The sequence below is a fragment of the Streptomyces sp. R-07 genome, from assembly GCF_049913175.1.
In the GTDB taxonomy this organism is placed as follows: Bacteria; Actinomycetota; Actinomycetes; order Streptomycetales; family Streptomycetaceae; genus Streptomyces.
In genome coordinates, this window is the sequence record NZ_CP183978.1 from 8,437,612 (window position 1) to 8,463,721 (window position 26,110).

General features: G+C 70.5%; 27 protein-coding genes and 2 pseudogenes. 17 read left to right on the forward strand and 12 right to left on the reverse strand.

Features of this window, described 5'->3' with window-relative positions:
* Window positions 1–18: 18 nt before the first annotated feature.
* Genes ACN9M0_RS38465 through ACN9M0_RS38485 form a run of 5 tightly spaced genes read left to right on the forward strand, consistent with a single transcriptional unit; the run spans window position 19 to window position 5,183 of the window.
* Window positions 19–1,077 (forward strand): endo-1,4-beta-xylanase, encoded by a 1,059-nt coding sequence (locus ACN9M0_RS38465; protein ID WP_366039855.1) that lies wholly within the window; start codon window positions 19–21, stop codon window positions 1,075–1,077.
* A complete protein-coding gene (locus ACN9M0_RS38470; protein WP_366039856.1) occupies window positions 1,074–2,120 on the forward strand; it encodes a Gfo/Idh/MocA family protein in 1,047 nt (348 codons plus the stop codon). The genes ACN9M0_RS38465 and ACN9M0_RS38470 overlap by 4 nt, the downstream gene beginning before the upstream one ends.
* Window positions 2,117–2,977 (forward strand): PmoA family protein, encoded by an 861-nt coding sequence (locus tag ACN9M0_RS38475; protein WP_366039857.1) that lies wholly within the window; start codon window positions 2,117–2,119, stop codon window positions 2,975–2,977. The genes ACN9M0_RS38470 and ACN9M0_RS38475 overlap by 4 nt, the downstream gene beginning before the upstream one ends.
* Window positions 2,974–3,717, forward strand: coding sequence for a cupin domain-containing protein (locus ACN9M0_RS38480; RefSeq protein WP_426405395.1), 744 nt, complete (start codon window positions 2,974–2,976; stop codon window positions 3,715–3,717). Before ACN9M0_RS38475 ends, ACN9M0_RS38480 begins: the two co-directional genes overlap by 4 nt.
* On the forward strand, window positions 3,717–5,183 hold the full coding sequence (locus ACN9M0_RS38485; RefSeq protein ID WP_426405174.1) for a non-reducing end alpha-L-arabinofuranosidase family hydrolase: 1,467 nt from the start codon (window positions 3,717–3,719) through the stop codon (window positions 5,181–5,183). The genes ACN9M0_RS38480 and ACN9M0_RS38485 overlap by 1 nt, the downstream gene beginning before the upstream one ends.
* Before the next feature lie 490 nt (window positions 5,184–5,673).
* Here ACN9M0_RS38485 and ACN9M0_RS38490 read toward each other — a convergent pair.
* Together ACN9M0_RS38490 and ACN9M0_RS38495 are read right to left on the reverse strand one after the other, a co-directional pair.
* Window positions 5,674–5,850: pseudogene (locus ACN9M0_RS38490) on the reverse strand (FAD-dependent oxidoreductase); the annotation flags it as partial.
* A gap of 431 nt (window positions 5,851–6,281) precedes the next feature.
* Window positions 6,282–6,818, reverse strand: coding sequence for a 2'-5' RNA ligase family protein (locus tag ACN9M0_RS38495; protein ID WP_426405175.1), 537 nt, complete (start codon window positions 6,816–6,818; stop codon window positions 6,282–6,284).
* Between the two features lie 456 nt (window positions 6,819–7,274).
* On the opposite strand from ACN9M0_RS38495, the gene ACN9M0_RS38500 reads away from it, so the two are divergent.
* Complete coding sequence (locus tag ACN9M0_RS38500) at window positions 7,275–7,898, forward strand: MFS transporter (RefSeq protein WP_426405396.1); 624 nt, start codon at window positions 7,275–7,277, stop codon at window positions 7,896–7,898.
* 284 nt (window positions 7,899–8,182) lie between these two features.
* Window positions 8,183–9,241, forward strand: coding sequence for a hypothetical protein (locus ACN9M0_RS38505; RefSeq protein WP_426405176.1), 1,059 nt, complete (start codon window positions 8,183–8,185; stop codon window positions 9,239–9,241).
* On the opposite strand, the gene ACN9M0_RS38510 is transcribed toward ACN9M0_RS38505, so the two are convergent.
* Window positions 9,214–10,143 carry a LysR family transcriptional regulator gene (locus ACN9M0_RS38510; protein ID WP_426405177.1) on the reverse strand — a complete coding sequence of 310 codons (930 nt, stop codon included), beginning with the start codon at window positions 10,141–10,143 and terminating at the stop codon, window positions 9,214–9,216. The two genes, ACN9M0_RS38505 and ACN9M0_RS38510, sit on opposite strands and share 28 nt — an antisense overlap.
* A gap of 291 nt (window positions 10,144–10,434) precedes the next feature.
* Between ACN9M0_RS38510 and ACN9M0_RS38515 the strand changes: the two genes are divergently transcribed.
* The 5 genes from ACN9M0_RS38515 to ACN9M0_RS38535 all read left to right on the forward strand — a co-directional run bounded on the left by ACN9M0_RS38515 (window position 10,435) and on the right by ACN9M0_RS38535 (window position 14,325).
* On the forward strand, window positions 10,435–11,112 hold the full coding sequence (locus ACN9M0_RS38515) for a CatB-related O-acetyltransferase (RefSeq protein ID WP_399694789.1): 678 nt from the start codon (window positions 10,435–10,437) through the stop codon (window positions 11,110–11,112).
* Entirely contained in the window at window positions 11,109–12,044 is a 936-nt protein-coding gene (locus ACN9M0_RS38520) for a virginiamycin B lyase family protein (protein WP_399694787.1), read from the forward strand. The genes ACN9M0_RS38515 and ACN9M0_RS38520 overlap by 4 nt, the downstream gene beginning before the upstream one ends.
* On the forward strand, window positions 12,041–12,388 hold the full coding sequence (locus ACN9M0_RS38525; RefSeq protein WP_389674950.1) for a YciI family protein: 348 nt from the start codon (window positions 12,041–12,043) through the stop codon (window positions 12,386–12,388). The genes ACN9M0_RS38520 and ACN9M0_RS38525 overlap by 4 nt, the downstream gene beginning before the upstream one ends.
* 115 nt (window positions 12,389–12,503) lie before the next feature.
* Window positions 12,504–13,439, forward strand: a complete 936-nt coding sequence (locus ACN9M0_RS38530; protein ID WP_366042718.1) for a GNAT family N-acetyltransferase — start codon at window positions 12,504–12,506, stop codon at window positions 13,437–13,439.
* A 154-nt stretch (window positions 13,440–13,593) separates the two neighbouring features.
* Window positions 13,594–14,325 carry a dienelactone hydrolase family protein gene (locus tag ACN9M0_RS38535; protein ID WP_399694784.1) on the forward strand — a complete coding sequence of 244 codons (732 nt, stop codon included), beginning with the start codon at window positions 13,594–13,596 and terminating at the stop codon, window positions 14,323–14,325.
* A 241-nt stretch (window positions 14,326–14,566) separates the two neighbouring features.
* Here ACN9M0_RS38535 and ACN9M0_RS38540 read toward each other — a convergent pair whose 3' ends face one another.
* Genes ACN9M0_RS38540 through ACN9M0_RS38555 form a run of 4 tightly spaced genes read right to left on the reverse strand, consistent with a single transcriptional unit; the run spans window position 14,567 to window position 18,107 of the window.
* On the reverse strand, window positions 14,567–15,316 hold the full coding sequence (locus ACN9M0_RS38540) for a type 1 glutamine amidotransferase (RefSeq protein WP_399694781.1): 750 nt from the start codon (window positions 15,314–15,316) through the stop codon (window positions 14,567–14,569).
* A 26-nt stretch (window positions 15,317–15,342) separates the two neighbouring features.
* On the reverse strand, window positions 15,343–16,086 hold the full coding sequence (locus ACN9M0_RS38545) for an amino acid ABC transporter ATP-binding protein (protein WP_399694779.1): 744 nt from the start codon (window positions 16,084–16,086) through the stop codon (window positions 15,343–15,345).
* A 6-nt stretch (window positions 16,087–16,092) separates the two neighbouring features.
* Complete coding sequence (locus ACN9M0_RS38550; RefSeq protein WP_426405178.1) at window positions 16,093–17,202, reverse strand: amino acid ABC transporter permease; 1,110 nt, start codon at window positions 17,200–17,202, stop codon at window positions 16,093–16,095.
* The gene (locus tag ACN9M0_RS38555) at window positions 17,202–18,107 is read right to left on the reverse strand and encodes an ABC transporter substrate-binding protein (RefSeq protein ID WP_366042775.1); all 906 of its coding nucleotides are present in this window, start codon (window positions 18,105–18,107) and stop codon (window positions 17,202–17,204) included. Before ACN9M0_RS38555 ends, ACN9M0_RS38550 begins: the two co-directional genes overlap by 1 nt.
* Window positions 18,108–18,248: 141 nt before the next feature.
* Here ACN9M0_RS38555 and ACN9M0_RS38560 point away from each other — a divergent pair, with 141 nt between their 5' ends.
* Window positions 18,249–19,289: a LacI family DNA-binding transcriptional regulator gene (locus ACN9M0_RS38560; protein WP_366042774.1), complete on the forward strand. Its 1,041-nt coding sequence runs from the start codon at window positions 18,249–18,251 to the stop codon at window positions 19,287–19,289.
* Window positions 19,290–19,343: 54 nt separating this feature from the next.
* Here the strand turns inward: ACN9M0_RS38560 and ACN9M0_RS38565 are convergent, their stop codons facing one another.
* The 3 genes from ACN9M0_RS38565 to ACN9M0_RS38575 form a co-directional block, all read right to left on the reverse strand.
* Window positions 19,344–19,781, reverse strand: a complete 438-nt coding sequence (locus ACN9M0_RS38565; RefSeq protein WP_426405179.1) for a universal stress protein — start codon at window positions 19,779–19,781, stop codon at window positions 19,344–19,346.
* Window position 19,782: 1 nt separating this feature from the next.
* The gene (locus tag ACN9M0_RS38570) at window positions 19,783–21,291 is read right to left on the reverse strand and encodes an APC family permease (protein ID WP_399694770.1); all 1,509 of its coding nucleotides are present in this window, start codon (window positions 21,289–21,291) and stop codon (window positions 19,783–19,785) included.
* A gap of 218 nt (window positions 21,292–21,509) precedes the next feature.
* Window positions 21,510–21,800, reverse strand: coding sequence for a hypothetical protein (locus ACN9M0_RS38575; protein ID WP_426405180.1), 291 nt, complete (start codon window positions 21,798–21,800; stop codon window positions 21,510–21,512).
* Between the two features lie 315 nt (window positions 21,801–22,115).
* Between ACN9M0_RS38575 and ACN9M0_RS38580 the strand changes: the two genes are divergently transcribed.
* Complete coding sequence (locus ACN9M0_RS38580; RefSeq protein ID WP_426405408.1) at window positions 22,116–22,346, forward strand: hypothetical protein; 231 nt, start codon at window positions 22,116–22,118, stop codon at window positions 22,344–22,346.
* Window positions 22,347–22,429: 83 nt separating this feature from the next.
* On the opposite strand, the gene ACN9M0_RS38585 is transcribed toward ACN9M0_RS38580, so the two are convergent.
* Window positions 22,430–23,014: a DinB family protein gene (locus tag ACN9M0_RS38585; protein WP_426405181.1), complete on the reverse strand. Its 585-nt coding sequence runs from the start codon at window positions 23,012–23,014 to the stop codon at window positions 22,430–22,432.
* Between the two features lie 371 nt (window positions 23,015–23,385).
* Here ACN9M0_RS38585 and ACN9M0_RS38590 point away from each other — a divergent pair, with 371 nt between their 5' ends.
* From ACN9M0_RS38590 to ACN9M0_RS38600, 3 genes and pseudogenes are all read left to right on the forward strand, one after another.
* A complete protein-coding gene (locus tag ACN9M0_RS38590) occupies window positions 23,386–23,709 on the forward strand; it encodes a hypothetical protein (protein ID WP_426405182.1) in 324 nt (107 codons plus the stop codon).
* A 316-nt stretch (window positions 23,710–24,025) separates the two neighbouring features.
* Window positions 24,026–24,638: pseudogene (locus ACN9M0_RS38595) on the forward strand (SOS response-associated peptidase).
* A gap of 366 nt (window positions 24,639–25,004) precedes the next feature.
* Window positions 25,005–25,418 (forward strand): DUF6193 family natural product biosynthesis protein, encoded by a 414-nt coding sequence (locus tag ACN9M0_RS38600; protein ID WP_399694765.1) that lies wholly within the window; start codon window positions 25,005–25,007, stop codon window positions 25,416–25,418.
* Window positions 25,419–25,578: 160 nt separating this feature from the next.
* Here ACN9M0_RS38600 and ACN9M0_RS38605 read toward each other — a convergent pair whose 3' ends face one another.
* A complete protein-coding gene (locus ACN9M0_RS38605) occupies window positions 25,579–26,073 on the reverse strand; it encodes a DUF3237 domain-containing protein (protein WP_366042768.1) in 495 nt (164 codons plus the stop codon).
* Between the last annotated feature and the right edge of the window lie 37 nt (window positions 26,074–26,110).

Consider the following 26,110-nt stretch of genomic DNA (forward strand, 5'->3'; position numbering starts at 1 on the left):
CCCCACGAGGAGACCGCCATGCCCAAGTCCCGGATTCTCACCGCGTCCCGGATGCTCACCGCCCTGTCCGCCGCCGCCTGCCTCGCGGCCGGCCTCGCCGCCGTGCCCGCAGCCGCCGATCCCCGTCCCGCGACGCTCGGCGAACTGGCCAAGAAGCACCACAAGTACTTCGGATCCGCCACCGACAACCCCGAATTCACCGACGCCGCCTATCTGAAGCTCCTCGGCAGCGAGTTCGGGCAGACCACCCCCGGCAACGCCATGAAGTGGTACGCCACCGAGCCCGAGCGCGGCGTCTTCGACTTCACCGCCGCCGACCAGGTCGTCGCCTTCGCCAAGGCCCACCACCAGAAGGTCCGCGGCCACACGCTCCTCTGGCACAACCAGCTCCCCGCCTGGCTCACCGAGGGCACCTGGACCGCCGACGAGCTGCGCGCCGTCCTCAAGAACCACATCCAGACGGTGGTCCGGCACTTCAAGGGCCAGGTGATCCACTGGGACGTCGTCAACGAGGCCTTCAACGAGGACGGTACCTACCGCGAGTCCCTCTTCTACAAGACGCTCGGCCCCGGCTACATCGCCGACGCCCTGCGCTGGGCCCACGAAGCCGACCACCACGCCAAGCTGTACCTCAACGACTACAACGTCGACGGCATCGGCCCCAAGAGCGACGCCTACTACACCCTGATCAAGCAGCTGAAGGCCGACGGCGTCCCGGTGGAGGGCCTCGGCATCCAGGGCCATCTGGCGCTCCAGTACGGCTTCCCCGCCGACGTCCAGCAGAACATGCAGCGCTTCGCCGACCTCGGTGTCGAGGTCGCGGTCACCGAGCTCGACATCCGGATGGCCCTCCCCGCGACCCCGGAGCAGCTCGCCACCCAGGCCACCTGGTACGCGGACTACGTCAAGGCCTGCCTGGCGGTCGAGAAGTGCGTCGGCATCACCATCTGGGACTACACGGACAAGTACTCGTGGATCCCCTCCGTCTTCCCCGGTGAGGGCGCGGCCCTGCCCTACGACGAGAACCTGCGGCCCAAGCCCGCCTATCAGGCGATCAGGGAGGTGCTGGGCGGATGATCCGAACGGCGATCGTCGGTACGGGCGGGATCGCGGGCATCTGCCACGTTCCCGCCCTCCGGGCCCAGGCACACCGGGCCGAGATCGTGGCGGCCGTCGACGTGGACGCCACGCGCGCCCAGACGTTCGCGGCCGAACACGGCATTCCCGCGGTCTACACCGACCTCTCCACGATGCTCCAGGAGCAGCAGCCGGACCTCGTCCACCTCTGCACGCCCCCGTTCCTCCATGCCGACCAGGCGGTGGCCTGCCTGGAGGCGGGGGCATGGGTGTGGTGCGAGAAGCCGGTGGCGCTGTCCCTTGCCGAGCTCGACCGGATCCGTGCCGCCGAGGGGCCCGCCGTCGCGGGCGCGGTGTTCCAGCACAGGTACGGCACGGGGGCCCGGTACCTGAGCGACCGGATCGCCGCCGGGACGCTGGGCCGCCCGCTGGTCGCGCAGTGCGTCACGGCGTGGTACCGCGACGACGCCTACTACGACGTGCCCTGGCGCGGCACATGGGAGAGCGAGGGAGGTGGCCCGACACTGGGCCACGGCATCCATCAGATGGACCTGATGCTCGCGGTGCTCGGCGAATGGGCCGAGGTACGCGCGATGGCCGGCCGCCTGGAGCGCGACGTCCAGACCGAGGACGTGTCCACGGCCCTGGTCCGGTTCGAGAACGGCGCCATCGCGACGGTCGTCAACAGCGTCCTCTCCCCACGTGAGGAGAGCTACCTGCGGTTCGACCTCACCGAGGCCACGGTCGAGCTGCGTCATCTGTACGGCTACTCCAACGCGGACTGGACGTTCACCGCCAGGTCGTCCGGCGTGAAGTGGGACCCGCCGGGGGACCTGCCCAGCTCGCACACCGCCCAGCTCGCGGACTTCCTGGACGGCTACGAGGCGGGCAACCGGCCCGACCTCGGCAGGCCCACCATGGAACTGGTGACCGCCCTGTACAAGGCCGCGATCACCGGACTGCCGGTCCGGCGCGGCGAGATCGACGCGGCCGACCCGTTCTACGGCTCGCTCAACGGAGGGCTCCCGGGGGTGTTCCGATGACCTTCGGACTCATCGAGAACGAGGACTCGCTCATCGTCCGAGCGCGCGGCGTCGACCTCTTCCGGTATGTGCACCGGCCGGTCATGGACCCCTTCGAGGCGCCGAAGCCCTATCTGCATCCGGTGCGCACGCTCGCCGGCGACGTGGTCACCGGGTACCGGCCGCACGACCACCGCTGGCACAAGGGGCTCCAGATCACGGCGTCGTGGGTGTCGGGGCAGAACTTCTGGGGCGGCGGCACCTACCTGCGCGGCCAGGGCTACGTGGACCTGCCGAACCTCGGCACGATGCGCAGCCTCACCGTATCCGCCGAAGCGGGCCACGACCGCGCCGTCATCACCGAGGACCTGGCCTGGCACACGATGGCGGGGGAGCACTGGATCGACGAGCGCCGCACCCTCACCGCCCACGACGTCGAGGCCGACTCCTGGACCCTGGACGTCACCACCGCGCTGACCAACGTCCACGACGCCGCCCTGATGTTCGGCAGCCCCGGCACCCAGGGCAGGGAGCTCGCCGGATACTCCGGTCTGTTCTGGCGCGGTCCGCGCGACTTCACCGGCGGCGACGTGATCGGCCCCGCGATGGGCGAGAAGGGCGACTGGCTGGCCTTCATCGGCACGCATGACGAGGTCGACCGCTCCTCCACGCTCCTGTTCCTGGACGATCCGGACGCCCCCTGCCAGTGGTTCGTCCGCAGGGAGCCCATCCCCGCCGTCAACCCGTCCCTGGCGTTCGACAGGGAACTGCCGCTCGCCCCGGGCGACACGCTGTCGCGCCGCTACCGGATCGTCGTGGCCGACGGCGCCTGGACCCCCGCGCGCCTGTCCCGCCACGTCGAGGAACACTCGTGGTGACCCCGCTCCCCGGCGGCGTGGGCATCTCCGGGTTGACCGTGTACGACTGGGAGGCCGCCGACGGGCTGTGCGGGGGCACGCCCCACATGCACCTCGTCTGCTCCGAAGCCTACGTCGTCACAGGCGGCGCGGGCAGCGTCCAGACCCTCACCACCACCGGCTTCGCCGACACCCCGCTGCACCCCGGCGACGTCGTCTGGTTCACCCCCGGAACGATCCACCGCCTCGTCAACGCCGGCGGCCTGCGCCTCGTGGTGCTCATGCAGAACAGCGGACTCCCCGAGGCAGGCGACGCCGTCTTCACCTTCCCCGCTCCCGTGCTGGCCGACCCCCACGCCTACCATGCGGCGGCCGCCCTGACCGGCGACCACGCCGCGGCGGCGCGCCGCCGCCGCGACCTCGCACTCGAGGGATTCCAGGCCTTGCGCGAAGGCGGACTGCAGGAGTTCCACATCGCGGCCCACCGCCTGAAGAGTGAGCTCCTCGACGACTGGCGGATCCGCTGGCGTGACGGCGCCCTGGCCGCGGCCGTCACGACCGGCCGTCAGCTGGAACGGCTGAAGGCCGGCGACCTCTCCCACCTCGGTCACGGCGAAGTGTCGCGACTCGAGCGCCCGGAGCACCCCCTCTTCGGCATGTGCGGCCTGCTTCACCCCTATCCCGTCCCCGCCCTCCCGACGCGGCCGCCCCGCGGTTCGTCGGGGGCACCTCACCTCCGTCCCCCTAAGGAGCTCCTCTGATGCGGTTTCGCCATCCATCCCTGGTCGTGAGTCTCGTACTCGCGGTCCTGTCGTCCTTGCTGCTCGGGGCCGCTCTCCTCGGTGCCCCGCCCGCCGCCGCGGCCACCGTCGAGCCCGACGCCGCGTACGTACTGGTCAACCGCAACAGCGGCAAGGCCCTGGACGTCTACAACCTGGCGACCACCGACGGCGCCCGGATCACCCAGTGGACCAGGAACGACCAGAACCAGCAGCAGTGGCAGTTCGTCGACTCCGGCGGCGGCTACTACCGGATCAAGTCCCGCCACTCCGGCAAGGTGCTGGACGTCCAGAACCGGTCCACCGCCAACGGCGGTCCGATCGTCCAGTGGACCGACCTGAACGCTGACAACCAGCAGTGGCGGCTGGCCGACAGCTCGGACGGCTACGTGAGGCTGATCGCGCGCCACAGCGGCAAGGCCCTCGAAGTGCAGGGCGCTTCCACGGCCGACGGCGCGAACATCGTCCAGTACGACGACTGGGGTGGTGCCAACCAGCAGTGGCAGCTCGTCAAGGTCGGCGGCGGCACCCCCGGCGCGTGCGCCCTTCCGGCGACATACCGCTGGACGTCGACGGGCGCGCTGGCGCAGCCCAAGGCGGGATGGGCCTCGCTCAAGGACTTCACCGTCGCCCCCTACAACGGCAAGCAACTCGTCTACGCGACGACGCACGGCGCCGCGGGAACGGGCTGGGGTTCGATGAACTTCACCCCGTTCACCGACTGGTCGGAGATGGCCTCGGCCGGCCAGAACACGATGTCGAGTTCCGCCGTCGCACCCACGCTCTTCTACTTCGCGCCGAAGAACATCTGGGTGCTCGCCTACCAGTGGGGTGGGAGCGCCTTCTCCTACCGGACGTCGAGCGACCCCACCAACCCGAATGGCTGGTCGTCACCGAAGGAACTCTTCTCCGGAACCATCGCCGACTCCGGGACGGGCCCCATCGACCAGACCCTCATCGGTGACGGGACGAACATGTACCTGTTCTTCGCCGGTGACAACGGCAAGATCTATCGGGCCAGTATGCCGATCGGGAACTTCCCGGGCAGCTTCGGCACGACCTCGACCGTCGTCATGAGCGACACGACGAACAACCTGTTCGAAGCCCCGCAGGTCTACAAGCTCCAGGGCCAGGACCGCTACCTCATGATCGTCGAGGCGATCGGCTCACAGGGCCGGTACTTCCGCTCGTTCACGGCCACCAGCCTGAACGGCTCATGGACACCCCAGGCCGCGACCGAGAGCAACCCCTTCGCCGGCAAGGCCAACAGCGGCGCCACCTGGACCAACGACATCAGCCATGGCGAACTGATCCGCACCAGCCCCGATCAGACCATGACCGTCGATCCCTGCAGCCTCCGGTTCCTCTACCAGGGACGCGATCCCAGCTCCGGCGGCGACTACGGCCAGTGGCCCTACCGGCCAGGCCTGCTGACGCTGCAGCGCTGACGACGTGCCGCCGGCCCGGCTCCGGTGTGGAGCCGGGCCGGCGGGCTCGTCGGCGGCCGAGCCCGCCACACCCCGCTCTTCGTCTGGAACCCGCGCAGCCGCGTCCGGGCCGAGCGCCGCGCCGCCCTCGTCCAGACCATCGACCTCAGGAGCTGCCGCTCCGACGCCCCCGGAATTCGCGAGGCATACGGCCGGCTCCTTCGGGGCGATGGATGTCCGCCTCCGGCGTCTCCCCGACCGTCACTTGGACGACGTACGTGGGCGCGCGCATGGCGCTCCGCCGGCGGCGGTGATGACGCCGACCGAGCCGATCGCCCCGGCGAGACAGCCGGCGGCCAGGCCCGGGCGGCGGCCTCTGGCCTCTTCCGGGACCGCGGTGTCGGGATGGGGAAAGAAGCCGGGCACGGCTGAGGAGCGCGGTGCTGCATGCGGTGAGCCGTACGGAACCCGCGCGCCGATCCACGGCCGCTTCGGGCGTCGGGCCGGTGGCCTACCTGCTGGGGGCGGTGGCGCCCAGAGCGGTGTCGTTCGCGTCGGCGGGCGCTGCGAGGACGGCCCGCGCCGCGCGTTCTCCGGCGGCGAGAGCACCTTCGATGTGTCCGGCGTACTCGGTCGCCGTCTCGGTCGACGCCCAGTGCAGGCGGCCGTGGAGGGTCGGCCGCTGGTAGAGACGGTGGCCGAAGAGCGATCCTCGGCATCGACCCCACCATCCGCCCCGGTCTGCAGCAGGTCCGCGTCCGCCTCCACGTCGACGCGCCGGACATCCCGCGCGAGCAGATCGAGGAACTCGTCGCCCTCGTCGAGAACCGCTCGCCCATCCGCGACACCCTGATCAGCCCCGTCGACGTCGTCACGACGCTCGCCTGATCGTCGGCAAACGACCGGTATCGCACCTCCGCCCCGCCGTGCGTCGCCAGCACGGCGGGGCTGTCGCGAAGAGCAGGACCTCGAACCCGTATCCCGGAGCTGGGGCACCGACGTCCGCGCGGTAGCCCCTGGTGATCCCGGCCGTCTCCAGTTCACGCACGCGACGAGGCCGGCTTGATCGCCGCGATCCGCGCTCCGTCCGTCTCGCACGCCCCCCTGGTGGAGCAACTGTCAAGAGCTGTGGATTGAGCGGCTGCCAGGCTGACGGGGTGACGTGTTGCTCGACGCGCCGCGCATCGGGAACTCCGCGTGGCGCCTCCAGCTGTGACCGTCACTCACGAACAGGCCGACCGACGAGATCGTCGCGAGGACGGGAAGTCGGGTGGCCAGCGCGGCCTCCACCTCGTCGAGGACTCGGGGTGGCTGCTCGTGGGCGACGGTCAGGTGCGGGATGATCTCGGCGAACTGTCCCCCGTAGGGCGGCGCCTCCTGCCATCGCGCGGCGATGGACTCGGTCAGCGCGCGAAACGGCTGGTCTGGGGTCGGCGCCAGGTAAAGCACGTCGGGGAAGCGTCCGCACTCGTCGAACCGGACCGTGAAAGGGCCGTGCCCGGCGATCAGGGCCGTGAGATCGCCGATGACCTCGGCACTGATGAGATCAATGTCGAGGAACGGGAAGAGCACCGTCACGTGGGCGGGAATCCCGGCCGCCGCGGAGGCGTCGAATCGCCGACGCCAGTGCTCGACCAGCGGTTCGGCTTCTGCCACGGGGGCGAGCAAAGCGGTCTGCCCTGCTCGGTAACGTCCTGACTCGTCTTGGGACACGGCTGCATGATCTCGGACGGCTTCCGTTTGCGACACCGGTTTCAGGGAGCGGTCGGACCTCATGCGATCCGGAGCTCAACGGAGTGGGAGGGTTCAACGAGCGCCGCTCGAGGTGTTGACGGGGCCGCCCGCTCGTGGAGCGTGAGGCCGTGGTGGTTCCACACGCTCTCCGGGGGCTTTGGGAGACGCCTTCCCCTGCGCGCTTGCCGCTTCGCGCTGATGCCCGCTTCCTTGCAGCCGCACGTGCCGGCCCGCGAAGAGTGCTGACGCAGGTCAGCTGGACTCGCGTCGCTGGGCCGCGCGCCACGCCGTGGGGCTGGCGCCGAACTCTTCGCGGAACCAGCGGGAGAAGGACGACGCGCAGCTCTTCGTGGCCCGGGGCCCGCTCGGGGTGGGCGAATCCGGTTCGCACCGGCCGGCGGCGCTCTGGTGTCCAGCTACTTCCCTCAGAGGCTGCGGGCGACGGTGCTCAGCCTGGTGATGGCGGCCGGTCCGCTGGGATCAGTACTGGGAGTGGTCGTCGGTGGCGCGATGGCCGAGCGATGGGGCTGGCGGGTGACCCCGGGCGCCTTCGGTGTGCCCGGGTTGCTGCCGGCACTGCTTTTCCTGGTGGTTCGCGACTACCGCATGCCCGCAGCGGCGGACCGGAGCGAAGCGGCTCCTGCGGCCTCCGCTCCGGCCGCGCCCCTCGGACTGCGCGCGACCTTCGGTGAGCTGTTCCGGTCCCGGACCGCCGCCTGGTGCTACCTGGGCGGGGCGCTCAACCTGATCGTGCTGTCCGCCCTGTACTCCTGGCTTCCCGGCTACCTGGGCCGCGCCTACGGCCTGTCCACGGCGGAGTCAGGCGCGAAGGCCGCTCGGGTGATCCTCGCCGGCATCGTCGGGGCCGTCGCCTTCGGCAACCTGGCGGACCGGTGCGGCAGGACACGTCCGCGCCGTCGGCTGATGGTCCCCGCGGTGGCGGCCGTGGTCACCTGCGGCCTGTTGACCGCCGGCATGGACTCGGACAGGCGCGCCGCCTGATCCGCTCGTCCTGTGTCGGGACCCGGGCCGCCAGCGGCGCCGACGAGTCACGCACGATCGCCGAAGCGATGGCGACCGCGGAAGCAGAGACCGCGACTGCCCGGTTCCTGAGGTAGCCGGCCCAATTTCACCCGCGGCTGAGAGGGCTCGATGGGTGAAGAGGACAGCCCGGAAGTCCTGCGCCTGCTGCCGACCATCTGCAGGAGGTGAGCCGTCGCCTGTGCAGGGGGCTGCCGGTGCGCACCCCTGCAGGGATCCAGCCTGGGATACGGCACGATGGCCCGATGAACGCACAACAGGGAAGCACGGCACAGGAATCCATCGGGGAGCTCGCCCGGCGACTCGTCGCGGCAGACACCGGCGGCTGGACGCCGGAGGGCGTGAGGGTTCTTGCGGCCGAGCTGGGGTGGGCTTGGGGCGGCACGTCGGACGCTCCTGTGTTGATCACTGGTCGGCCCTCGGGCGATGCTCGCCTGCGCCCGGTCGGCGATTACGAGAAGCGTTACGTCGACGGCGAGTCGTACGTGGAGCTCGCGGTCCCCGTAGCGGATCCCGCACCGGACGCCGCAGCGCAGGCGGCGGCCTTCCGCGCTGCGAAGGAAGAAGTGACCGCCGCACTGGGCAAGCCGTCCATCATGGGCTCGCACGGTGACATGGGCCCGTTCTACGACAGCGAGCCGCTCTGGGGCGCTCCCTTCCTGCGCTGGCGCGGCAGGCCGGACACGCTGGAACTGCGTGCCGGGAAGTCGGGGCCGGAGCTGGTCCTGCAGCCCACCGACCCCGCGGAGAACTGGTTCTGGCGCCAAGGCGTTGGCGAGGAGCACGCGATCAGCGGCTTTTTCGGCAGCAACCGTGATCGGGCCAACGTCGGCCTCGGATTCCCGGGCGGGTGGACCGCCCGTAGCTGGGAAACCGTCACCCGGTCGCTGGGAGGGTTCCTGGGAGCGCTGCCTGCCGAGACCACCGCCCTGGGGGTCCGGATCGGGATGCCGTTCTACGGGCGCAACGGCCGAAGTGCGCCCCTTCTTTTCGACGTGGTGTGCGGCGACCGGCTCTCGATCGCCTGCTTCGCCCCGGACGACGTCGATCCGGCCGCACTCGGCTGGGGCACGGTCGCCGAATTCCCGCACACGGCGTCGGTCTTCGGCGACGACGATCCGGTCTGGCGTGTGGACGCGGGCGGCCCCGGCGAGCCGAAGGGCCACGCCCTCGCCGAGATGCTCGTGGCCACGGCCAGGGCGGCGGGCGCGAGCGATCCCACCGACTTGATCGTCGGCGGCGAAGCGGGGTACGTGGACGGCTACGACGTCACCTACTACGGGCTGGGCCTGCCGACCGGCTGACCGCCTCCCTGGCGCCCCGTCGGGTCTCCGCAGTCCGTCGCCGCCTCGGCGAGTGCGCGTACCAGTGGGGTCGCGCGGTCGGTGCGCCAGATGAGGGCCCACTGGACGGGCGGGGCATCGTGGAGGGGGAGGAAGGCGACGTCGGGTTGCGCGTGGTAGCGCCGTCCCTCGTCGGGGACGGTGCACACCGCGTCGCCTGCCGCGACGAGGGCGAGGATCTCGTAGAAGGTGGAGGCGGCCGGGCCGCGGCGGACGGGGCGGCCAGCCGGTGTGCGGGCCGGCAGGACGGCGCTTTCCCAGTAGGCGGGAAGAGGGCCGGCCAGTCGCGGTACGACGTGGTCGCCGAGCACCTCCATGCTCACCGACTTCCGCCGGGCGAGCGGGTGGTCCCCGGCCACCATCAGGTGGAGCGGTTCCTCGCGCAGCACCACGCCGACGGTCAGGTCCGGCTCGCGAACCGGCAGCCAGGTGGTGACCGCATCGACCTCACCGGCCCGCAGGGCTCCGAACGGATCGCTGAAGAACACTTCCTTGAAGCGGAGTTCGACGGACGGGTGCCGGGCGCGGAAGTGGCTCAGAACCGGGCGCATGTCGTGCATCTGTGCCCCCATGACCCCCAGCGTCAGTGTGCCGGCCGAGTGGCGGGCGATGGTGGTCACCTCGGCGATGGCTTCCTGGATGCCCTCGTATGCCGGCTTCAGCCGCCGGAGCAGCACCTCTCCGACGGGGGTCATCCGCACGTGGCGGCTGGTCCGCTCGAAGAGCTGAGCGCCGATGACGCGTTCCTGCTTCTTGATCGCCTGGCTGACACGGGCTGGGGAGACATGCAGGCGTTCGGCGCTGCGGCCGAAGTGGAGCTCCTCCGCGAGCGTCAGGAAGATCTCTATGTCCCGCAGTTCCATCCCGTCCCGGTCCCCTCGTGGCCCTTGAATTCGTGAACCTCTGGGTTAACGACCCTAACAAGATCGGCCGTTGTTCCCGTGCTGCTCGCTGCGCATGCTGGTTACCGAACACGGAGCCGCCTTCCGCAGGTGGGCGACATGAACCGTACGAGACTGCTGAATCGACCCGCTCGATTCAGCTGACGGCCCGAAAGACACGGACCGCGCGGGAGGCGCTTGCCTCATCGGCCCGGATCCTCGCCACCCAGGGCTCTGCCCGCCGCGCACGAACCCCCACGGAGTGATTCCCGCATGACATCTGTCCCGAGCGCCGGCCGGACACCTGACCCGGCCACCCTCCATCCGCTGCCTGCCCACGAACGAGTCGTCTTCCTCAAGCCACTGGTCGCCGGGACCAACGTCGTGGCAGGTGACTTCACCTATTACGACGACCCGGACGGCGCGACCGACTTCGTGCAGCGCAGTGTGCTGTACGCCTATGGCCCGGAACGGCTGATCATCGGCAAGTACTGCGCGATCGCCACGGGCACCAGGTTCTTGATGGCGGGCGCCGACCACCCTTCGATGGGAGTGTCCACCTTCCCCTTCACCATGTTCGGTGGCCAGTGGGCCGAGCAGACTCTCGACATCGTCACCGGCATGTCCAGCCGCGGGGACACCGTGGTCGGCAACGACGTGTGGTTCGGATACGGAGCCACCGTGATGCCGGGAGTACGGATCGGCGACGGCGCGGTGATCGCGGCCGGTGCGGTGGTCACCGCCGACGTCCCGCCGTACACCGTCGTGGGCGGGAACCCGGCCAGAACGATCAGGCAGCGCTTCGACGACGTCGACATCGAACGGCTCGTGCGCGCCGCCTGGTGGGACTGGCCCGTCGAGCTGGTGACGGCGCACGCCCGCGTCATCATGTCCGGTTCCCCGCAGGACATCGCGCGCATCGCCGCCGCCGAAGGTCTGGAGCAGCGGTGACGCCCCGGGCCGTCGAGGAGCACGCGGTGTCCGGTCGCGACAGCGGCCCGTACGCGCTCACCACGGGACCGGACGGTGCGTTGTGGTTCACCATGGTGCACAGCGGCCAGATCGGCCGGCTCGTCCCCGGGCAGGAGCCGACCAGTCATCAGCTCGCCCCGGACAGCGGCCCGACGGTCATCAGCAACGGGCCGGACGGTGCCCTGTGGTTCACCGAGTACCGGGCGCACCGGATCGGCCGGATCACGACGGCCGGCGAGGTGACGGAGTTCGCGCTGCCGACCGCGCGGTGCGGTCCCTTCGGTATCGCCGCGGGGCCGGACGGCGCGCTGTGGTTCACCGAGACCGCCGCCGACCGCATCGGCCGTCTCTCCACCGACGGGTCGGTCACGGAGTACCCGCTGCCGTGCACCGGCGCGTTCCCCTCGGCGATCGCCGCGGCCGAGGACGCGATGTGGTTCACGTTGAACCAGGCCAACGCCATCGGCCGCATCGGCATGGACGGCTGCATCACGATCCACGCGCTGCCCACCGAGGCGGCCGCGCCGGTGGGTATCGCCGCGGGGCCGGACGGCGGCGTCTGGTTCACCGAGATCGCGGCCGGCCAGATCGGCCGCCGAGCACCCGACGGCCGGATCACCGAGTACCCGCTGCCCGACCGCACGGCCAGGCCGCACGCCGTCACCACCGACGCCGACGGCACCGCGTGGTTCACCGAGTGGGGCGGCAACCGCGTCGGCTCGATCACCTCCGACGGCACGATCACCGTCCACGACCTGCCCACCCCGGCCTCCGAGCCGCACGGGATCACGGTGGGCCCGGACGGCGCCCTGTGGGCGGCCCTGGAGACAGGCGCACTGGCCCGCATCGAACCGACCTCCACCAGAACCGGCAGCACCATCAGGAACACCGAACAGAGGAACACCTCATGAAATACGCCCTCGTGATCTTCGAGACGCACGCGTCACGCGCCCGGATCCAGGCCGACCGCGACGCCTACCGAAAGGCGTACGAGACATGGATCGGCGAGCTCGCGGCAGCGGGCAAGCTGGCCGGCGGCGACGCCCTCGACACCGAGCACCAGGGCCCTGTCACCGTGCGCAAGACGGCGGACGGATCCGTGGCGGTGACCGAAGGGCCCGTGCACAGCGGCGAGGAGACCCTCGGCGGCTGGTTCGTGCTGGAGGTGGCCGACCACGCCGAGGCGATCGAGCTGGCCCGCGGCTTCCCCACCCCGGAGGCGCTCGAAATCCGCCCGGTCCTCGAGTCGGCCTGAACGGCGGGTGGCCCTCGCCATCCTCTGCCCTGACGCCCCGAGTGCCTGAGCAGCACGGACCTGAGGGGCTCCAACGCACCACCCTTTCCCAGGAGTTGACTTGATACCGACATCGATGAGCTATCGACCTCTGACCGGCCCGGAGGAGATCGACCTCTTCTGCCGGCTCTCCTACGTCCTCGACCACGAACTGCCCGAAGACTTCGCCAACGGATGCCGCCGCCCCGAGTGGACCTGGGTGGCCCTGGACGGCGACCGTCTCCTCGCCCGGCTCGCCTGGTGGACGACCCCGGGCGGTGACATGCCGCTGCAGTTCGACTTCTTCGACATCGACGACACGCTGTCCAGGGCCGACCGCGACGAGATCGGCCTGCGGCTGTTCAAGACGGCGACGGCGGCCGTCTTCCCGGCGGGCGCGAAGCTGCCGGAGTACGGCCGCTTCGTCCCGCCCAACTGGCATGAGGACCCCGCAGCCCGCGAGGTGGTGGAATCCCGCACGCGCGTGCTGGAGAGCACGGGCGCACGGCTCCTGGTCGAGCGACTGCGGCTGCAGTGGACCCCCTCGTCCCAGCTCCCGGAACTCAGGGAACGTCTCGTCTTCCGCCCGGTGGTCGACCGCGAGGACCTCCTCGCCCTGATGGCCCCGGTCATGGAGGGCACCCTCGACGCCCACGGTCAGGCTGACCTGACATCCGGTCTGACCCCGCGCGAGGCGGCCGAACGGCACTACGACGGCGAGTTCGCCAACTTCAAGAGCCCGCACAAGTGGTGGCGCATCGCCGAACTGGCCGACGGTGGCGATCCGGTGGGCTTCGTAGTCCCGGCCCGCAACACTTACCACCCGATCATCGCGTACATCGGTGTCCTGCCCGCACACCGCGGCAACGGCTACATCGACGAGATCCTCGCCGAGGGCACCCGCATCCTGGCCGCCGAGGGCGTCGACCGGATCAGGGCATCGACGGACCTCGGCAATGTCCCCATGGCACAAGCCTTCTCCCGCGCCGGATACGCCGACTTCGAGCGCTCCCTCAATCTGGTCTGGGACTGACCGTCCCAGCTCCTCCGCCGCGATTCCGGCCCCCAACGGCCGTCGCCCCGCGCGACTTTCACGTAAGCGTCAGCCGAATCCCGTGACCAGGCTATGGGTGAGCTTGAGCCTATGATTCAGGCAGCATTGAGCAATCGAGGCGTGGGGGAATCTGATGACTGGTCAGTGGGAGACGCTCGGCGAACCGGGCGGCATCGAGGCGTACGTACACCGTCCGGTGGGTGAGGTCCGGGGTGCGGTGGTGGTCTGCTCCGAGCTGTACGGAGTCAACGCCTACGCCCGCGACACCTGCGCGGAATTGGCGGCGGCCGGTTACGTCGCGCTGGCCCCCGACTACTACTGGCGCAGCGCGCGCCGCACCGAGCTCGGGTACTCGGCCGAGGAGCGCGAAGACGGCCTGGTGCTGATGCGTGCGCTGGACCGCGACGAGTTGGTGGCCGACGCCACGGCGGCACTGGCGGCGGCGCGTGCCGAAGCAGGGGAGCGGGGCGTGGCCTTCCTCGGGCTGAGCATGGGGGGCCACATCGCGGTGCGGGCGGCGACCGAGCTGCGCTTCGAGCTGGCCGCGGTGTTCTACCCGGGTTGGCTGCTGAACAGCGGCTTCCCGCTGGTCGGCCCCGTGCCCCCGCTGGAGACCAGCGAGCGGATCGCCGAGGGCGGCGCCTTCCTGCTGGGCTTCCGGGGCGAGCTGGACCACATCATCCCGGCCGAGGAATGGGAGCAGGCCGAGCAGCGGCTGACCGAGGCCAAGGTGCCGCACGAACTGGTGAGCTACCCGGGCGCCGTCCATGGCTTCGCCTGCGCGGACCGCCCGGCCGACTATGACCCCCAGGCGGGCGCGGACGCCTGGCGGAAGGTCTACGCCGCCCTGGACGCGCACCTCTAACCGTCCTGAACGCGCACGGGGCTGTCAGGCCAAGAGCCGCCGGGCAGCCCTATGTCCGTGACGTCGTGGGAGTGTTCTGCTCGCTCGACGACCTCAAGACGGCACGAGAACTGGATCGAGGTCTGGAACGACGACGCCCGGCCCTTCAAGGGGACCGAGACCGCGGACTGACTGCGGTCCGTGCGCACACGAACGGCTGCGCACGGACCGTCCCGTCATTCCCGCGCCCCCGGGCGCGCCCTCATTCGCGCGCGCCGGGCACCGGCACCGGGATACGGACGCCCTCCGCCTCCGCGGCCTCCCGTACGACGGCGCCCCACGCCCCGGCCATCGCGCCCCAGACCGCGCGCAGCCCGGGCTCCGCCTCCCGTACGGAGGTGACGGCACCGTCCGGGTCGCCGCCGGCCGCCCGTACGGCCGGCCCGTCCGATTCCGCCCAGTCGGCGATCACGTCCGCGAGGACCTCCGGGTGGAACTGCACGCCCCACGCCCGGGGCCCGACCCGGAAGGCCTGGTAGGGGCAGTCGTCCCCGGTCAGCAGTGGCACCGCGCCGACGGGCAGCGTCTCGGCCTCGTCCCAGTGCCACTGGGCCGCGAGCGCCCCCTCGGGCACCTCGCCGAGCACCGGATCGGCGTCGGCGGCGGGCAGCCGGCGCAGCGGTACGGCCCCGACCTCGGGGCCCTGCGGGCGCCGGACGACCCGGCCGCCGAGGGCATGTGCCAGGATCTGGCCGCCGAGGCAGATGCCGAGGACCGGGAGGCGGGCGTCGACGGCCTCCCTCATCAGCTCCCTGAGGCGCGGCAGCCAGGGTGCGGCCGTGTCGTCCTCGCAGTTGGGCGCGCCGCCGAGGACGAGCATGCCCGCCCAGCCGGACAGGTCGGCGGGCAACTCCTCGCCACGCCACGGGTGGTGGACCCGCAGATCGAGCCCGGCCTCGCGGAGCCGCTCGCCGACCAGGCCGGGACCGGTGTCGGCCTCGTGCTGGACCACCAGGACAGGGTGTGCGGACAGGTGCGTCACAGTCGTCCCGCCTCCACGATGCGTCGCAGGAACGCCTTGGTGCGCTCTTCCCGGGGGTCGCCGAAGATCTGTTCCGGTGGGCCCTGTTCGAGGACGGTGCCCTGGTGGAGGAAGCACACCTGGTGCGCCACCTCCTTCGCGAAGCCCATCTCGTGGGTGGCGAGGAGCATCGTCATGCCGTCCTCGGCGAGGTCGCGCACGATGTTCAGGACCTCGGCGACCAGCTCGGGGTCGAGCGCCGAGGTGATCTCGTCCAGGAGCAGCAGCCGGGGCCGCATCGCGAGCGCCCGGACGATCGCGACACGCTGCTGCTGTCCACCCGACAGCCGGTCGGGCAGCGCCTTCGCCTTGTCGGCGAGGCCGATCCGGCGCAGCAGCTCCATCGCCCGTTCCTCGGCCTCCTCCTCGCCCAGGACGCCGAGCACGGTCGGCGCGAGGGTGATGTTGTGGAGGACGTCCATGTGCGGGAAGAGGTTGTAGTGCTGGAAGACGATGCCGACGTCCCGGCGCAGCCCGTCCACGTCGACGCCGCGGCCGGACACCGGGTCCCCGTCGAGGACGATCCGTCCGGCGTCGATGGTCTCCAGGGCGTTGACGCAGCGCAGCAGGGTGGACTTGCCGCAGCCGGAAGCCCCGATGAGGGTGACCACCTGGTGCTGATTTATCGTCAGATCCAGGCCCCGCAGCACCTCGTGGGCGCCGTAGGACTTCCGTATGCCTTCGATCTCGAGAAATGCCATGGGGTCTCAGTCGCCCTTCGAAGCCGTGCCGGACCGGGCGAGCAGCCGGTCGGCGAGCCGGGTCTGCGGGATCGTGATCACGACGAAGAGCGCGGCCACGACGGTCACGGAGGAGAGGTTGAAGTCGTTGGAGGCGTAGATCCGCGCCTGGTTGAAGGCGTCGATGGTGCCGATGACGGTGACCAGGGCGGTGTCCTTCTGCAGCCCGATGAAGTCGTTGAGCAGCGGCGGCACGACCCGGCGCACCGCCTGCGGGACGACGACGTGCCGCAGCGTGCGGGAGTGGGACAGACCGAGCGAGCGGGCGGCCGCGGTCTGGCTCCAGTGGATGGAGTCGATGCCGGACCGGTACACCTCGGCGACGTACGCGCCGTAGGTGAGTGTGAGCGCGAGGATCGCCGCCCAGGTGGGGGTGAGGGCACTCAGTCCGGGGATCTCGGCGAGCGGCAGGCCGAAGCCGATGAGGTAGATGACGACGATGCTCGGCACGGCGCGGAAGACATCGATGTACGCGGTGGCCAGCAGCCGCAGCGGGCGCCCGGCGCGGCCGGGGGCCAGCTTGGCGACGGCGAGCAGCAGACCCCAGGCGAGTACCAGGACCTCGGCGGCCACGGCGATGAACACATTGGTGCCGAAGGCGCGGGCGACGTCGGCGGCGCTCGACGCGATCGCCTCGGGGCTGAAGAACGTGGCCTGGACGGCGTGGTCGTTGGCGAGCAGGAAGAGCGTGAGCGAGGTCAGCAGGAGCACGGCTGCCGACGCCCCCACCGTGACCCAGGCCGACTCGCGGGCGTCGGCCGCCTCGGCGCGCGCCTCGGCGAGCCGTGCGCGGTCGACGGCCGCCTTGCGGGCCCTGTTGGCCGCACGCACCGCCTGACCGGCCGGCTTCAGCACCGCCAGCGCGCCGAGCCCGCCGGCGACGGCCACGGCGCGCAGCGTCCAGGACCAGGCGCCGTCGGCGGGCGCGGCCTGCCACAGGACCGCGGCGGTCCAGGCGGCGCCCAGGCACACGAGCACGGCGACGGCGAGCGCGGCCGGCGGCAGGGTGCGCGGGAGCCGGACGGAGGGCGGGGGAGCGGTGACGGGGGGCTTGGCGGTGGTGGTGGCGGCGCTCATCACAGGCTCCAGACGGGGATGGTGGCCGGGTCGCCGCCGAACGCCTTCGCGAGGTGCTCGCGGGAGAGGCGGTCGAGCGTGCCGTCGCGCTTCAGGGCGGCGAGGAGGTCGTCGAGGGCGGCGGTGTCGGGGCCGTTCTTGGGCAGGATCGCGCCGTACGACTCGCCGGTCGCGTACTGGCCGACGACGGAGAACGCGCCCTTGGACTTCGCCGCCTGCCCGAGCAGGATCGCGGTGTCCGTCAGAACTGCGTCGATGCGCCCGGACTGGAGCGCGGCGAGCATCTCGGGGTCGCCGGGGAACACGGACACCGGCTTCTCGGGCTTGAGTTCGTCCTTGACGAAGGCCGCGCCGGAGGTGGCCTGCTTGACGCCGAGACGCAACCCGCGGATGTTCGCGGACGTGACGGAGCCCGGCTTGGCGAGGACGCCGATGTTGGAGTCGAAGTACGGGGTGGAGAAGTCGACCACCTTGCGCCGTGCGTCGGTGATGGACACCTCGGCGAGCGCGAGGTCGTAGCCCTGTGCCTTGCCGGCGACCATCGCGTCGAAGGAGACGTTGCGGATGGTGAGGGTGTCGAGACCGGCGCGGTGGGCGATCTCGGCGGCGAGGCAGTACTCGAAGCCGCTCTTGATGTCGGCGACGGTGTTGCCGTTCCACCATCCGGCGGAGGGCAGATCGCCGGCGACGGTGAGGGCGCCGGGGGTGACGGTCTTCAGCTTCAGCTCGCCCCGCTTGCCGCTGACCGTGCAGTCGCCGTAACGGTTGCCCTGCGCCTTGGTGTCGGCACTGGTGGCGTCACCGCCGGGGCCGGAGGAACAGGCGGTGAGGGTGAGGGCTGCGGCCGCGAGCAGGGCGGCGGCGCGGGCGGGGGATCGGAGCAGGGCGGGAAGGGGACGGCGCACGGGGGCTCCCGGGGTCGGAGAAGGGAGGAAGAAGGGGGCTAGGCGGGGAGGGGAGGGGATTCCCAAAACCTTTTGGGTGGCGGAATGTCGAGTATGCTGACCCAAAAGGTTTTGGGAGTCAAGGGTGAGGAGGTCCCGGCGATGGGCGGGCGCAAGGACACCGGCCGGACGGCCGGGGCGGGGCGGGGTGTCGAAGGCGGACGCACCGTCGGCATCAAGGACGTGGCCCGGGCGGCCGGTCTGTCCATCACCACGGTCTCGCACGCCCTCAACGGCAAGGGCCAGGTCAGCACCCGTACCCGCGAGCGGGTCCAGCAGGTCGCCGAGGAGCTCGGCTACCGCCCCAACCCCGCCGCCCAGGTCCTGCTCTCCGGCCGCACGGGAGTGATCGGCCTCGCCGCCGGACACCAGAGCTCCGAACCCTGGGAGCGCACCTACCGGCCCTACTACGCGGCGTTCACCGCCGGCGCCATGGTCGAGGCCGTCGACCGCGACTACGCCCTGGTCGTCGTGCCCGTCGGCCCCGGTACGGACCTGTGGACCCGCATCCCGATGGACGGCCTGATCGTCGTCGACCCCATCGCCGGTGACCCCGTCATCGACGAGGCCCTGCGCCGCGGCCTCGCCGTCGTCACCGACGGCCGCCCGATCGACCCGTCGCACGCCGAACTCCCGTACGTACAGAGCGACATCGTCACGGGCATCGGGCTGGTGATGGACCATCTGCACGACGCGGGCGCCCGGCGGATCGGGCTGCTCAGCGGATCCGAGCTCGACTCGTTCACCCTCGACAGCGAGCAGACCTACGCGGAGTGGTGCACCGCCCGGCACCTCCCGGCCGCCGTCGAGCGCACCGCCCCCGGCGAGCCCGCCCGCGACGCCGCCCGCCGGCTTCTCGCCACCCGCCCCGACGCCGTCCACGCCCTCAACCGCACGTACGGCGAAGCGGTGTTGGCCGCGGCCCGGGAGCTTGGCCTCTCGATCCCGGGGGACCTCATGGTCACCGTCATGGACGAGGCCGAACCGGGCACCCGGCCGGCCCTCACCACCCTCAGCCTGGACCCCCGGCGGGTCGGCTCGGTCTGCGCGGCGGCCCTCATCGACCGCCTGACAGGCACCGAACCCGAACCGATCACGGTGCCGTGCCGACTCGTCCCGGGGGAGTCGACGCAGCGGGGCTGAGCGGTAAGCGCGCCGTGTGCCGTGTGCCGTGTGCCGTGTGCCGTCCGAGGATGCCTAGCCCGTGCCCGTCCGCCGGGGAGAGGATCCTCCCGTGAGCCATGGCCTGTCGCAGTTGCCGCCGCCCGAGTCCGTCCGGCCGGCCGCGTCAGTGCCGGCGGCGGGGGTACGGGCACGGACGGCGGGTTCGCGGGTGATTCGCGCGGCGTGGCGGGTCGCCGCGTCGATGAGGCCCGGGGCGGGTTGGTCGTCGATCACCTCGGGGACGGTCGGCACACCCGCACGATCGGCCTCGGTGACCGCGTGCTCCAGACCGGCGCGGCCGGCCTGACGGACGGCCTGGTAGGGGGACGCCCACTCCTCACCGACCGGGCCGGGGGCCGCTGCCCCGTCGACGAGCACGAGCCGCTCGTCGAAGGCCGCCGCCACCTCGACCGCGATGCGCGGTGCCCGGGCGGCGCCGGGGGATTCGTCGCAGCCCAGGACGACCGACATCTCAGGACTCCTCGCGCGCGCCGTGGGAGTGGACCAGGGCGGGGTCGGCCACGCTCGGGCGCTCCCGCCAGAACGCGGGAGCCCGCAGACGCCACGCGATCATGATGATCACTCCGGTGAGGGCGATGCCGAGACCGATGACGAGCGGGGGGCCGAGGCCGAACCACGAGATTCCGCTGTACGAGTTGGCGGGATCGGCCATGTCGGTGACCGACCGCACCAGGAGCCACGCGAGCAGTCCGGATCCGACCAGCGGGCCCAGCCCGATGAACAGGAGGTTGTGGACGCTCGCGAAGAGGTGGCGACGGTAGAAGACGACGCAGGCGACTCCCGTGAGTGCGTAGTAGAACGCGATGAGCAGAGAGAGCGCGGTGAGCGAGTCGAAGAGGGCGTTGGAGCTGATCTGGCTCACCGCGAGGTACCAGGCGATGGCGATGCCGGCGACCCACCACGTACTCACGTCGGGGGTGCGGAAGCGCGGGCTGATGTGGCCGTACGGGGAGGGCAGCGCCCGGCGGCGGGCCATGGACAGCGCCGTACGCGAGGCCGGGATGATCGTCGTCTGGGTGGAGGCGATGGCGGAGGTGGAGACGGCCAGGAGAAGGATCCAGTCCCAGCCGCCGAGGACGTCCGTGGCGAGGCGGGCGAAGACGAACTCCTCGTCGTCCGCGTTCTCGGCCAGGAACGTGGGACCGGCGTACGCCACGACGGCGAATCCCACGGACACGTAGGTCACCAGCAGGATGACGGTCGACCAGAGCCCGGCCTTGCCGGGGGCGGTCGCGGAGTCCTCGATCTCTTCGGTGAGATTGACCGCCGATTCCCAGCCCCAGTAGATGAAGACGCCGAGAAGCAGCCCGCTTGTGAGCGCCGCACCACCGGCGCCGAACGGATTCAGCCAGCTGAGGGCAGGCTCCACAGCGGCGTACTTGCTCGTGCCACCGTAGACGCTGTGGAGCGCCACGCCCACGAAGATCAGCAAGCAGGCGACCTGGGCCAGGATGAGGACGTTCTGCACCTTGGCCGACAGCTCGGTGCCGATGACGCACACGGCCGTCATGACGAGGATGAGCAGTACGGTGAGCAGCTGGCGGACGAAGGTGTTGTCCACCCAGCCGTCCAGGCCGAAGGCGAGCAGGGCGAAACTGACGGCCACGTCGGCGAGCGAGCCGACGACCAGGACTCCGGTCATCGTGATGGCCCATCCGCCGAGCCAGCCGGCCCACGGGCCCATGGCGCGCGTCACCCAGGAGAAGGTGGTGCCGCAGTCCTGGTCGACCTTGTTCAGGTAGTAGAACGCAGACGCGATGAGCAGCATCGGGACGAAGGACGCGACCATGACGCCGGGTGCGTAGATCCCGACCAAGGCGACGACGGGGCCGATCACGGCCGCGAGGGAGTAGGCCGGAGAGGTGGCGTTGAGCCCGATGACGAGGGCATCGACGAAACCAATGGCGTTGGCCTTCAAACCCACGGGTCGTCCGGCGGGCGCCGAGTCCTCTGTGGCCATGTTCTCTCGCTCCCGTCGAGCCGGACAGAACAGCGAGACCTATGCCTTCAGCGTAGGGAGGCTGGATCAGGCGTGCATGCGCAGGAGCGGGCGGCGCCCCACTCACGTTGTCACCGACGAGCTGACGAACCTGTCCATGCACGACCGAGGGCCGTACGCGGCGCCCTCGCCGGCGCGGGGAACGGCTGTCCACTCCGGGCACTGCTTGTCGTCCTCTGTCAGGCCCCGGCGTGGAGGTGGGGCGGCCCACAGGACGCGCGCAGCAGTACGGTGCGGGGCAGATGACGCCACACCATCTCGCCCTCGGAACTGACGTGGTACAGCCGGCCGTGCGAGGGAGGCCGGGGACGGTGGGCATCGCGACGATCCCCCTGGGTGATCGTGTCCGGGTGCTGGTTGTGTTCCCGGGTGTGCCGGCGGACGTAACGCACGGCGCGGACGGTGGAGGCGTGGGAGGAGATGACCCGGTCCATGATGGGGCGCCGGTGGGGGCGCCGGCGGGTCGGCACGGTAGGCGGCAGCGTGGAGGGGCAGCAGCCCCAGCAGTCCACCTGGTGCCCACCACACCTGCGGCCAGTCGGCGCCTGCCGGGGGCGGCCCGAGATGGCCCGGCGCGTCCAGGACCGGCCCGGCGGGGGTGTCCCACAGCCGTTGCAGGTCCTCGGTCATGGTGTCCTGTGCCTGCCGCCGCTGGGATGCGGCCGTCGTCAGGCGGCTCGTAGCAGACCATCGTGGCCTCGGTGCCGGCGCACGGCCTCCGCCGCGCCGGTATGGCCCCACCGACAGCGTCGCGGCGTCACCTCCATTTGCGGCGGAACAGCTCCGTGGCCCTGCTCCTGAAGAACGTGCTGGCCGAACGCCCGGGCTCCGGCGGCGGAGTCCTCGACACCGCCCGCCAGACCGGCGGCAAGCACCGCAACCTGAACCTGCTCGGCCCCTACAGCTTTACCGTCTCGACCCCGGCCGCCGGCGCGCTGCGCCCGCCGCGCGACCCGGACGCGCCCGAGCTGGACGAGGTCCGACGAAGGCGTGGACCGAACGCCCACATCGGGTGACGCGGGCATAGCGGGTGGCCGGGGTGCTCGGAAATCGCAAGCGCCGGAAGGGGAGCTGATGTCAGGCTGCTTGGTATGTCGAACTAAGCCTTGATCGATGCGGCCGTCCTGGCGGCCTGCTCGATCTTCGCGCGGTGAGCTGCGCGGGCTTCCTCGTCGATCTGCTTCTCGTGTTCGGCGCGCAGCCCGGTCCGGCCGTCGAGGCCCTCGCGCAGGATGTCGGCGTGCCCGGCATGCCGGATGGTCTCGCCGAGGACATGGACCATGATGGCGAACAGGTTCGTGTCGGGATAAGGCTCCGGCCACCACGGCACGTGGCCGGGGGCGTCGAGGGGAAGCTCGTTGATCGTCGCGTCCGAGTGTTCCCATGTGCGCCGGTAGAACCCGATGATTTGATCGCGGGTCTCGTCCTCGGCCGCCCACTGATCGCTGCCGTCGGAGTCCTGCCACCGGGGCAGCGGTTCCGGGGAAGGGCGGTCGAAGACCTCGCCGAAGTACCTGGCCTCGACGGTGGCCACGTGTTTGACCAGGCCGAGGAGGTTGGTCCCGGTCGCTGTCAAAGGTCGGCGGGCGTCGTATTCGGACAAGCCGTCGAGTTTCCAGAGCAGCGCCTCACGGTCCCGCCGCAGTCTCCCGTGCAGGGTGTCTTTCGCGAATTCATCGATCATGAGGCATGAGCCTGCCATGGGATGATCGTGTTCTCAAGATCCCGTAGGTGCTCCGCAACGACCGCCAGAGCCGAGGACTGGCCATGGGACCCGCCCTGACCTGCTGTAAGAATCTCGCGAAACGTGCCAGGTGAAACAACCTCTCAGGTCGTCCCTCTCTTTAGGACTCCTCACACCATGAGCTCCTGGGAATGACTATCTGTCAGCTTGCGATCTCCTCGTATCGATATCGGCGGGGTGTGGGGGTGTGCGACAGATTTCCGGGGCGATGAAGCACAAGCCGTGGGAGGTCGAGGACGGGCTGTGGGGGCGAGTTGAACCGCTGCTGCCGGTAGTGAAGCGGCGCTATCGCTATCCCGGAGGTAAACGGCTTGACCAGCGCAGAGCCATGTGCGGGATCGTGTTTCATCGCTCGGCCCGGCACCGAGCATGGAAGCGGCCTGGGCAAGAACCGCTGGGTCGTCGAAGCGGCCTTCGTGATTCCGCGCTGCTTCCGCCGACTGCGCATCCGCTGGGAAATCCGCGCTGACATCCACCAGACCATCCTCACCCTCGGCTGCGCAATCATCGGCTGGCGGCGCCTCAAGAAGCAGTGCCCCCATGTGATCGCACCCTCAGCGTCGGCCAGGGACTGGAGCTGGGTGAGGATCCTCTGCCAGGTGCCGTTCCGCTGCCATCGACGGAGCAGGTCGTAGACCCGGCTCCACGGTCCGTCGGCACCGAGCTGTAGTCGACACGGGAGAAGTACGAGGATCTGCTGCGGGGCCTGGAGCCAGCCCCGGCGCTCCGCCTCCACCGCATGGTCCTCGCCGCGGTTGCGCCACTGTGGCAGGCCCGCGTCTTCCCGCCGCCCCGAGGTGGTCTGGTGCCACCTCCGCGGCCTCCCGCCCCGGTGCCCGGCGGATGCCACACGGCTTCCGGTGTCGAGGACACGGCGTGCCCCGGGTTGCCGCTCGCTTCAGCGATGGCGCCACACACCTGTTGCACGACAAGAAGTCGAAGACACCGGCGCTGACCTGGGCAGACGCCTCTACCGACGTCCCGCACTACATCTGGCGCCCCAGAGAACCCCCTGTGCGCGCCGTGCTGCCAGGTGGTCCAGGGCAGGCAGAGGGAGTCGGCGCCCGGATGATCAACGCCCGGGTGGAGACCGTGCACGAGAAGCCCGCGTACCGGCGTGCCTTCGCCAAGCGCCGCTGCCTGCTGCCGGCCGACGGGTTCTATGAATTGGGAACCGGTGAAGGACGAGGCGACGGGCAAGACCCGCAAGCAGCCCTACGTCATCCATCCTTCCGACGGTCAGGTGATGGCCATGGCGGGTCTGTACGAGTACTGGCGCAACCCCGACGTCACGAGCGACGACGACCCCGACGCCTGGCTGACAACCTGCACGATCATCACCACCGAGGCCACCGACGAAGCCGGCCGCGTACACCCCCGCATGCCACTCGCCCTCACCCCGGACCACTACGACACCTGGCTCGACCCCCACCACCACGACACCGACGACCTCCACGCCCTGCTCACCCGGCCCGCAGACGGCAGGCTCAACGCCCGGCCCGTCTCCACAGCCGTCAACAACGTCCGCAACAACGGAGCCCACCTCCTCGACGCTGCGACCTGACCGGCCACCCCGCACCTTGCGGGGGGGACCACGTGGCGAGCCGCCTCTTCTGCTTGGCAGCCCCGCACCGGTGCGCTCCTTCGCTGGCTTCCTCTGCCAGGACCTCGCTGCCGGCACCGCCGGCCTCACCCTGGAACGGAGCTTCGGGAAGGTCGAGGGCAACGTCAACCACATCAAAACGGGCAAGAGAGCCATGTGTGGCCAAGTGTCATTTCGGCTCCTCCGGATACGCGTCCTTACCCGGTCGTGATCTCCGTCATCAGAGCACCGCTTTCAGGCTCCATCCGCGAAACTGTGGCAGTGGACGCGACCGAAGAGACCTCCAGCCGACACCTACCGCTGCCTCCAAGACCTGTTCTGCCGGACATGGCCGCAGCACGCAGTCGCGGGCTGACTGAGGCAGTCGAGGCCCGCTGGGAGTCCCTACGACTCAGCTGGCGGTGGATGCAGGCAGTACATCAGGTTCGTTCGCCCGGGTGCCCGTATCCGGGCGTCGTCCCACTGATGGAGGCTGCTGCCGCCCAACCACGACTCCGGCGGCTGTACCCGTTCACCAGCCACTTCACCCTGCTCTTCAGCAGCTCCATCAGCTACCCCTGGAGCATGCAGGCCGGATCGATCGAGCCCCTGCACAACGGACGCTTCAAGGTTCGCCGACGCTCTCCCTCCGCCGTGATCGGCGAGGTCGACACCGCCGAGGAAGCCGTGACCCTAGTGCTTGAACTCCTGCCCGACGACTCCGATCCAGCCGTCACTGCATCCGCAGACGAACACGCGTGACGACGCGCGACGACAGCCATCGACACCAGCGCCCGAGGTCGTTCACGGAACCACGGTCAGAGCCTTGAATTTCCCCACCTGGTTTTGTTCGCGAGAGAACCGGCTCTGGTCCACTTCTCGTGGTGCGGCCACGCGGGGTGGGGAGTGGTCGCGACGGCGGTCAGGCCACGGAATAGAAGCGGATGGCGACTTCGGAGTCGTCGCCGCGGGCGAGACCGATGAAGACGGTGCGGGCGAGCCAGAGATGGGCGGGGGCGTCGGTGCGGAAGACGGGGGAGGTCCGGTAGTACACGCCCGCCTCGGCCACCTGCAGGACGCCGTCGTACTGGGCAGGGACAGCGGGATCGTCCTCGTGGTAATAGCCGCGGTTGGTGATGTCGATGACCGCGCCGTCATCGGCTTGAAGGAGGTATCGGGCATCGAGCTGGTAGACCCCGCGGCGTCTGTCGCACCAGTCGCCGCCGCCGGCCAGGACAGTGCCGCGCAGGCGGGGTCCATCAACAGTGCCCCCGGTGATGGGGACGTACTCGGTGATCTCGCCGGCACCATGCCCGACGTGCAAAGAGGGGGCGAGGAAGACACGGACCTCGAAAGCGAAGTCGAGAGCGGGAGTGAAACCCGGCCCGACGACGGTCTGCGGCTTTGAGGCAATCACGGCACTCCGTAAGGCTGCAGGGCTGGCGCGGCGGTAC

Coding starts and splice junctions, on each gene's coding strand:
- ACN9M0_RS38465 (WP_366039855.1), top strand. CDS start 19: ATGCCCAAGTCCCGGATTCTCACCGCGTCCCGGATGCTCACCGCCCTG.
- ACN9M0_RS38470 (WP_366039856.1), top strand. CDS start 1,074: ATGATCCGAACGGCGATCGTCGGTACGGGCGGGATCGCGGGCATCTGC.
- ACN9M0_RS38475 (WP_366039857.1), top strand. CDS start 2,117: ATGACCTTCGGACTCATCGAGAACGAGGACTCGCTCATCGTCCGAGCG.
- ACN9M0_RS38485 (WP_426405174.1), top strand. CDS start 3,717: ATGCGGTTTCGCCATCCATCCCTGGTCGTGAGTCTCGTACTCGCGGTC.
- ACN9M0_RS38505 (WP_426405176.1), top strand. CDS start 8,183: ATGAACGCACAACAGGGAAGCACGGCACAGGAATCCATCGGGGAGCTC.
- ACN9M0_RS38510 (WP_426405177.1), bottom strand. CDS start 10,143: ATGGAACTGCGGGACATAGAGATCTTCCTGACGCTCGCGGAGGAGCTC.
- ACN9M0_RS38515 (WP_399694789.1), top strand. CDS start 10,435: ATGACATCTGTCCCGAGCGCCGGCCGGACACCTGACCCGGCCACCCTC.
- ACN9M0_RS38525 (WP_389674950.1), top strand. CDS start 12,041: ATGAAATACGCCCTCGTGATCTTCGAGACGCACGCGTCACGCGCCCGG.
- ACN9M0_RS38530 (WP_366042718.1), top strand. CDS start 12,504: ATGAGCTATCGACCTCTGACCGGCCCGGAGGAGATCGACCTCTTCTGC.
- ACN9M0_RS38535 (WP_399694784.1), top strand. CDS start 13,594: ATGACTGGTCAGTGGGAGACGCTCGGCGAACCGGGCGGCATCGAGGCG.
- ACN9M0_RS38545 (WP_399694779.1), bottom strand. CDS start 16,086: ATGGCATTTCTCGAGATCGAAGGCATACGGAAGTCCTACGGCGCCCAC.
- ACN9M0_RS38550 (WP_426405178.1), bottom strand. CDS start 17,202: ATGAGCGCCGCCACCACCACCGCCAAGCCCCCCGTCACCGCTCCCCCG.
- ACN9M0_RS38560 (WP_366042774.1), top strand. CDS start 18,249: ATGGGCGGGCGCAAGGACACCGGCCGGACGGCCGGGGCGGGGCGGGGT.
- ACN9M0_RS38565 (WP_426405179.1), bottom strand. CDS start 19,781: ATGTCGGTCGTCCTGGGCTGCGACGAATCCCCCGGCGCCGCCCGGGCA.
- ACN9M0_RS38570 (WP_399694770.1), bottom strand. CDS start 21,291: ATGGCCACAGAGGACTCGGCGCCCGCCGGACGACCCGTGGGTTTGAAG.
- ACN9M0_RS38585 (WP_426405181.1), bottom strand. CDS start 23,014: ATGATCGATGAATTCGCGAAAGACACCCTGCACGGGAGACTGCGGCGG.
- ACN9M0_RS38600 (WP_399694765.1), top strand. CDS start 25,005: ATGGCCGCAGCACGCAGTCGCGGGCTGACTGAGGCAGTCGAGGCCCGC.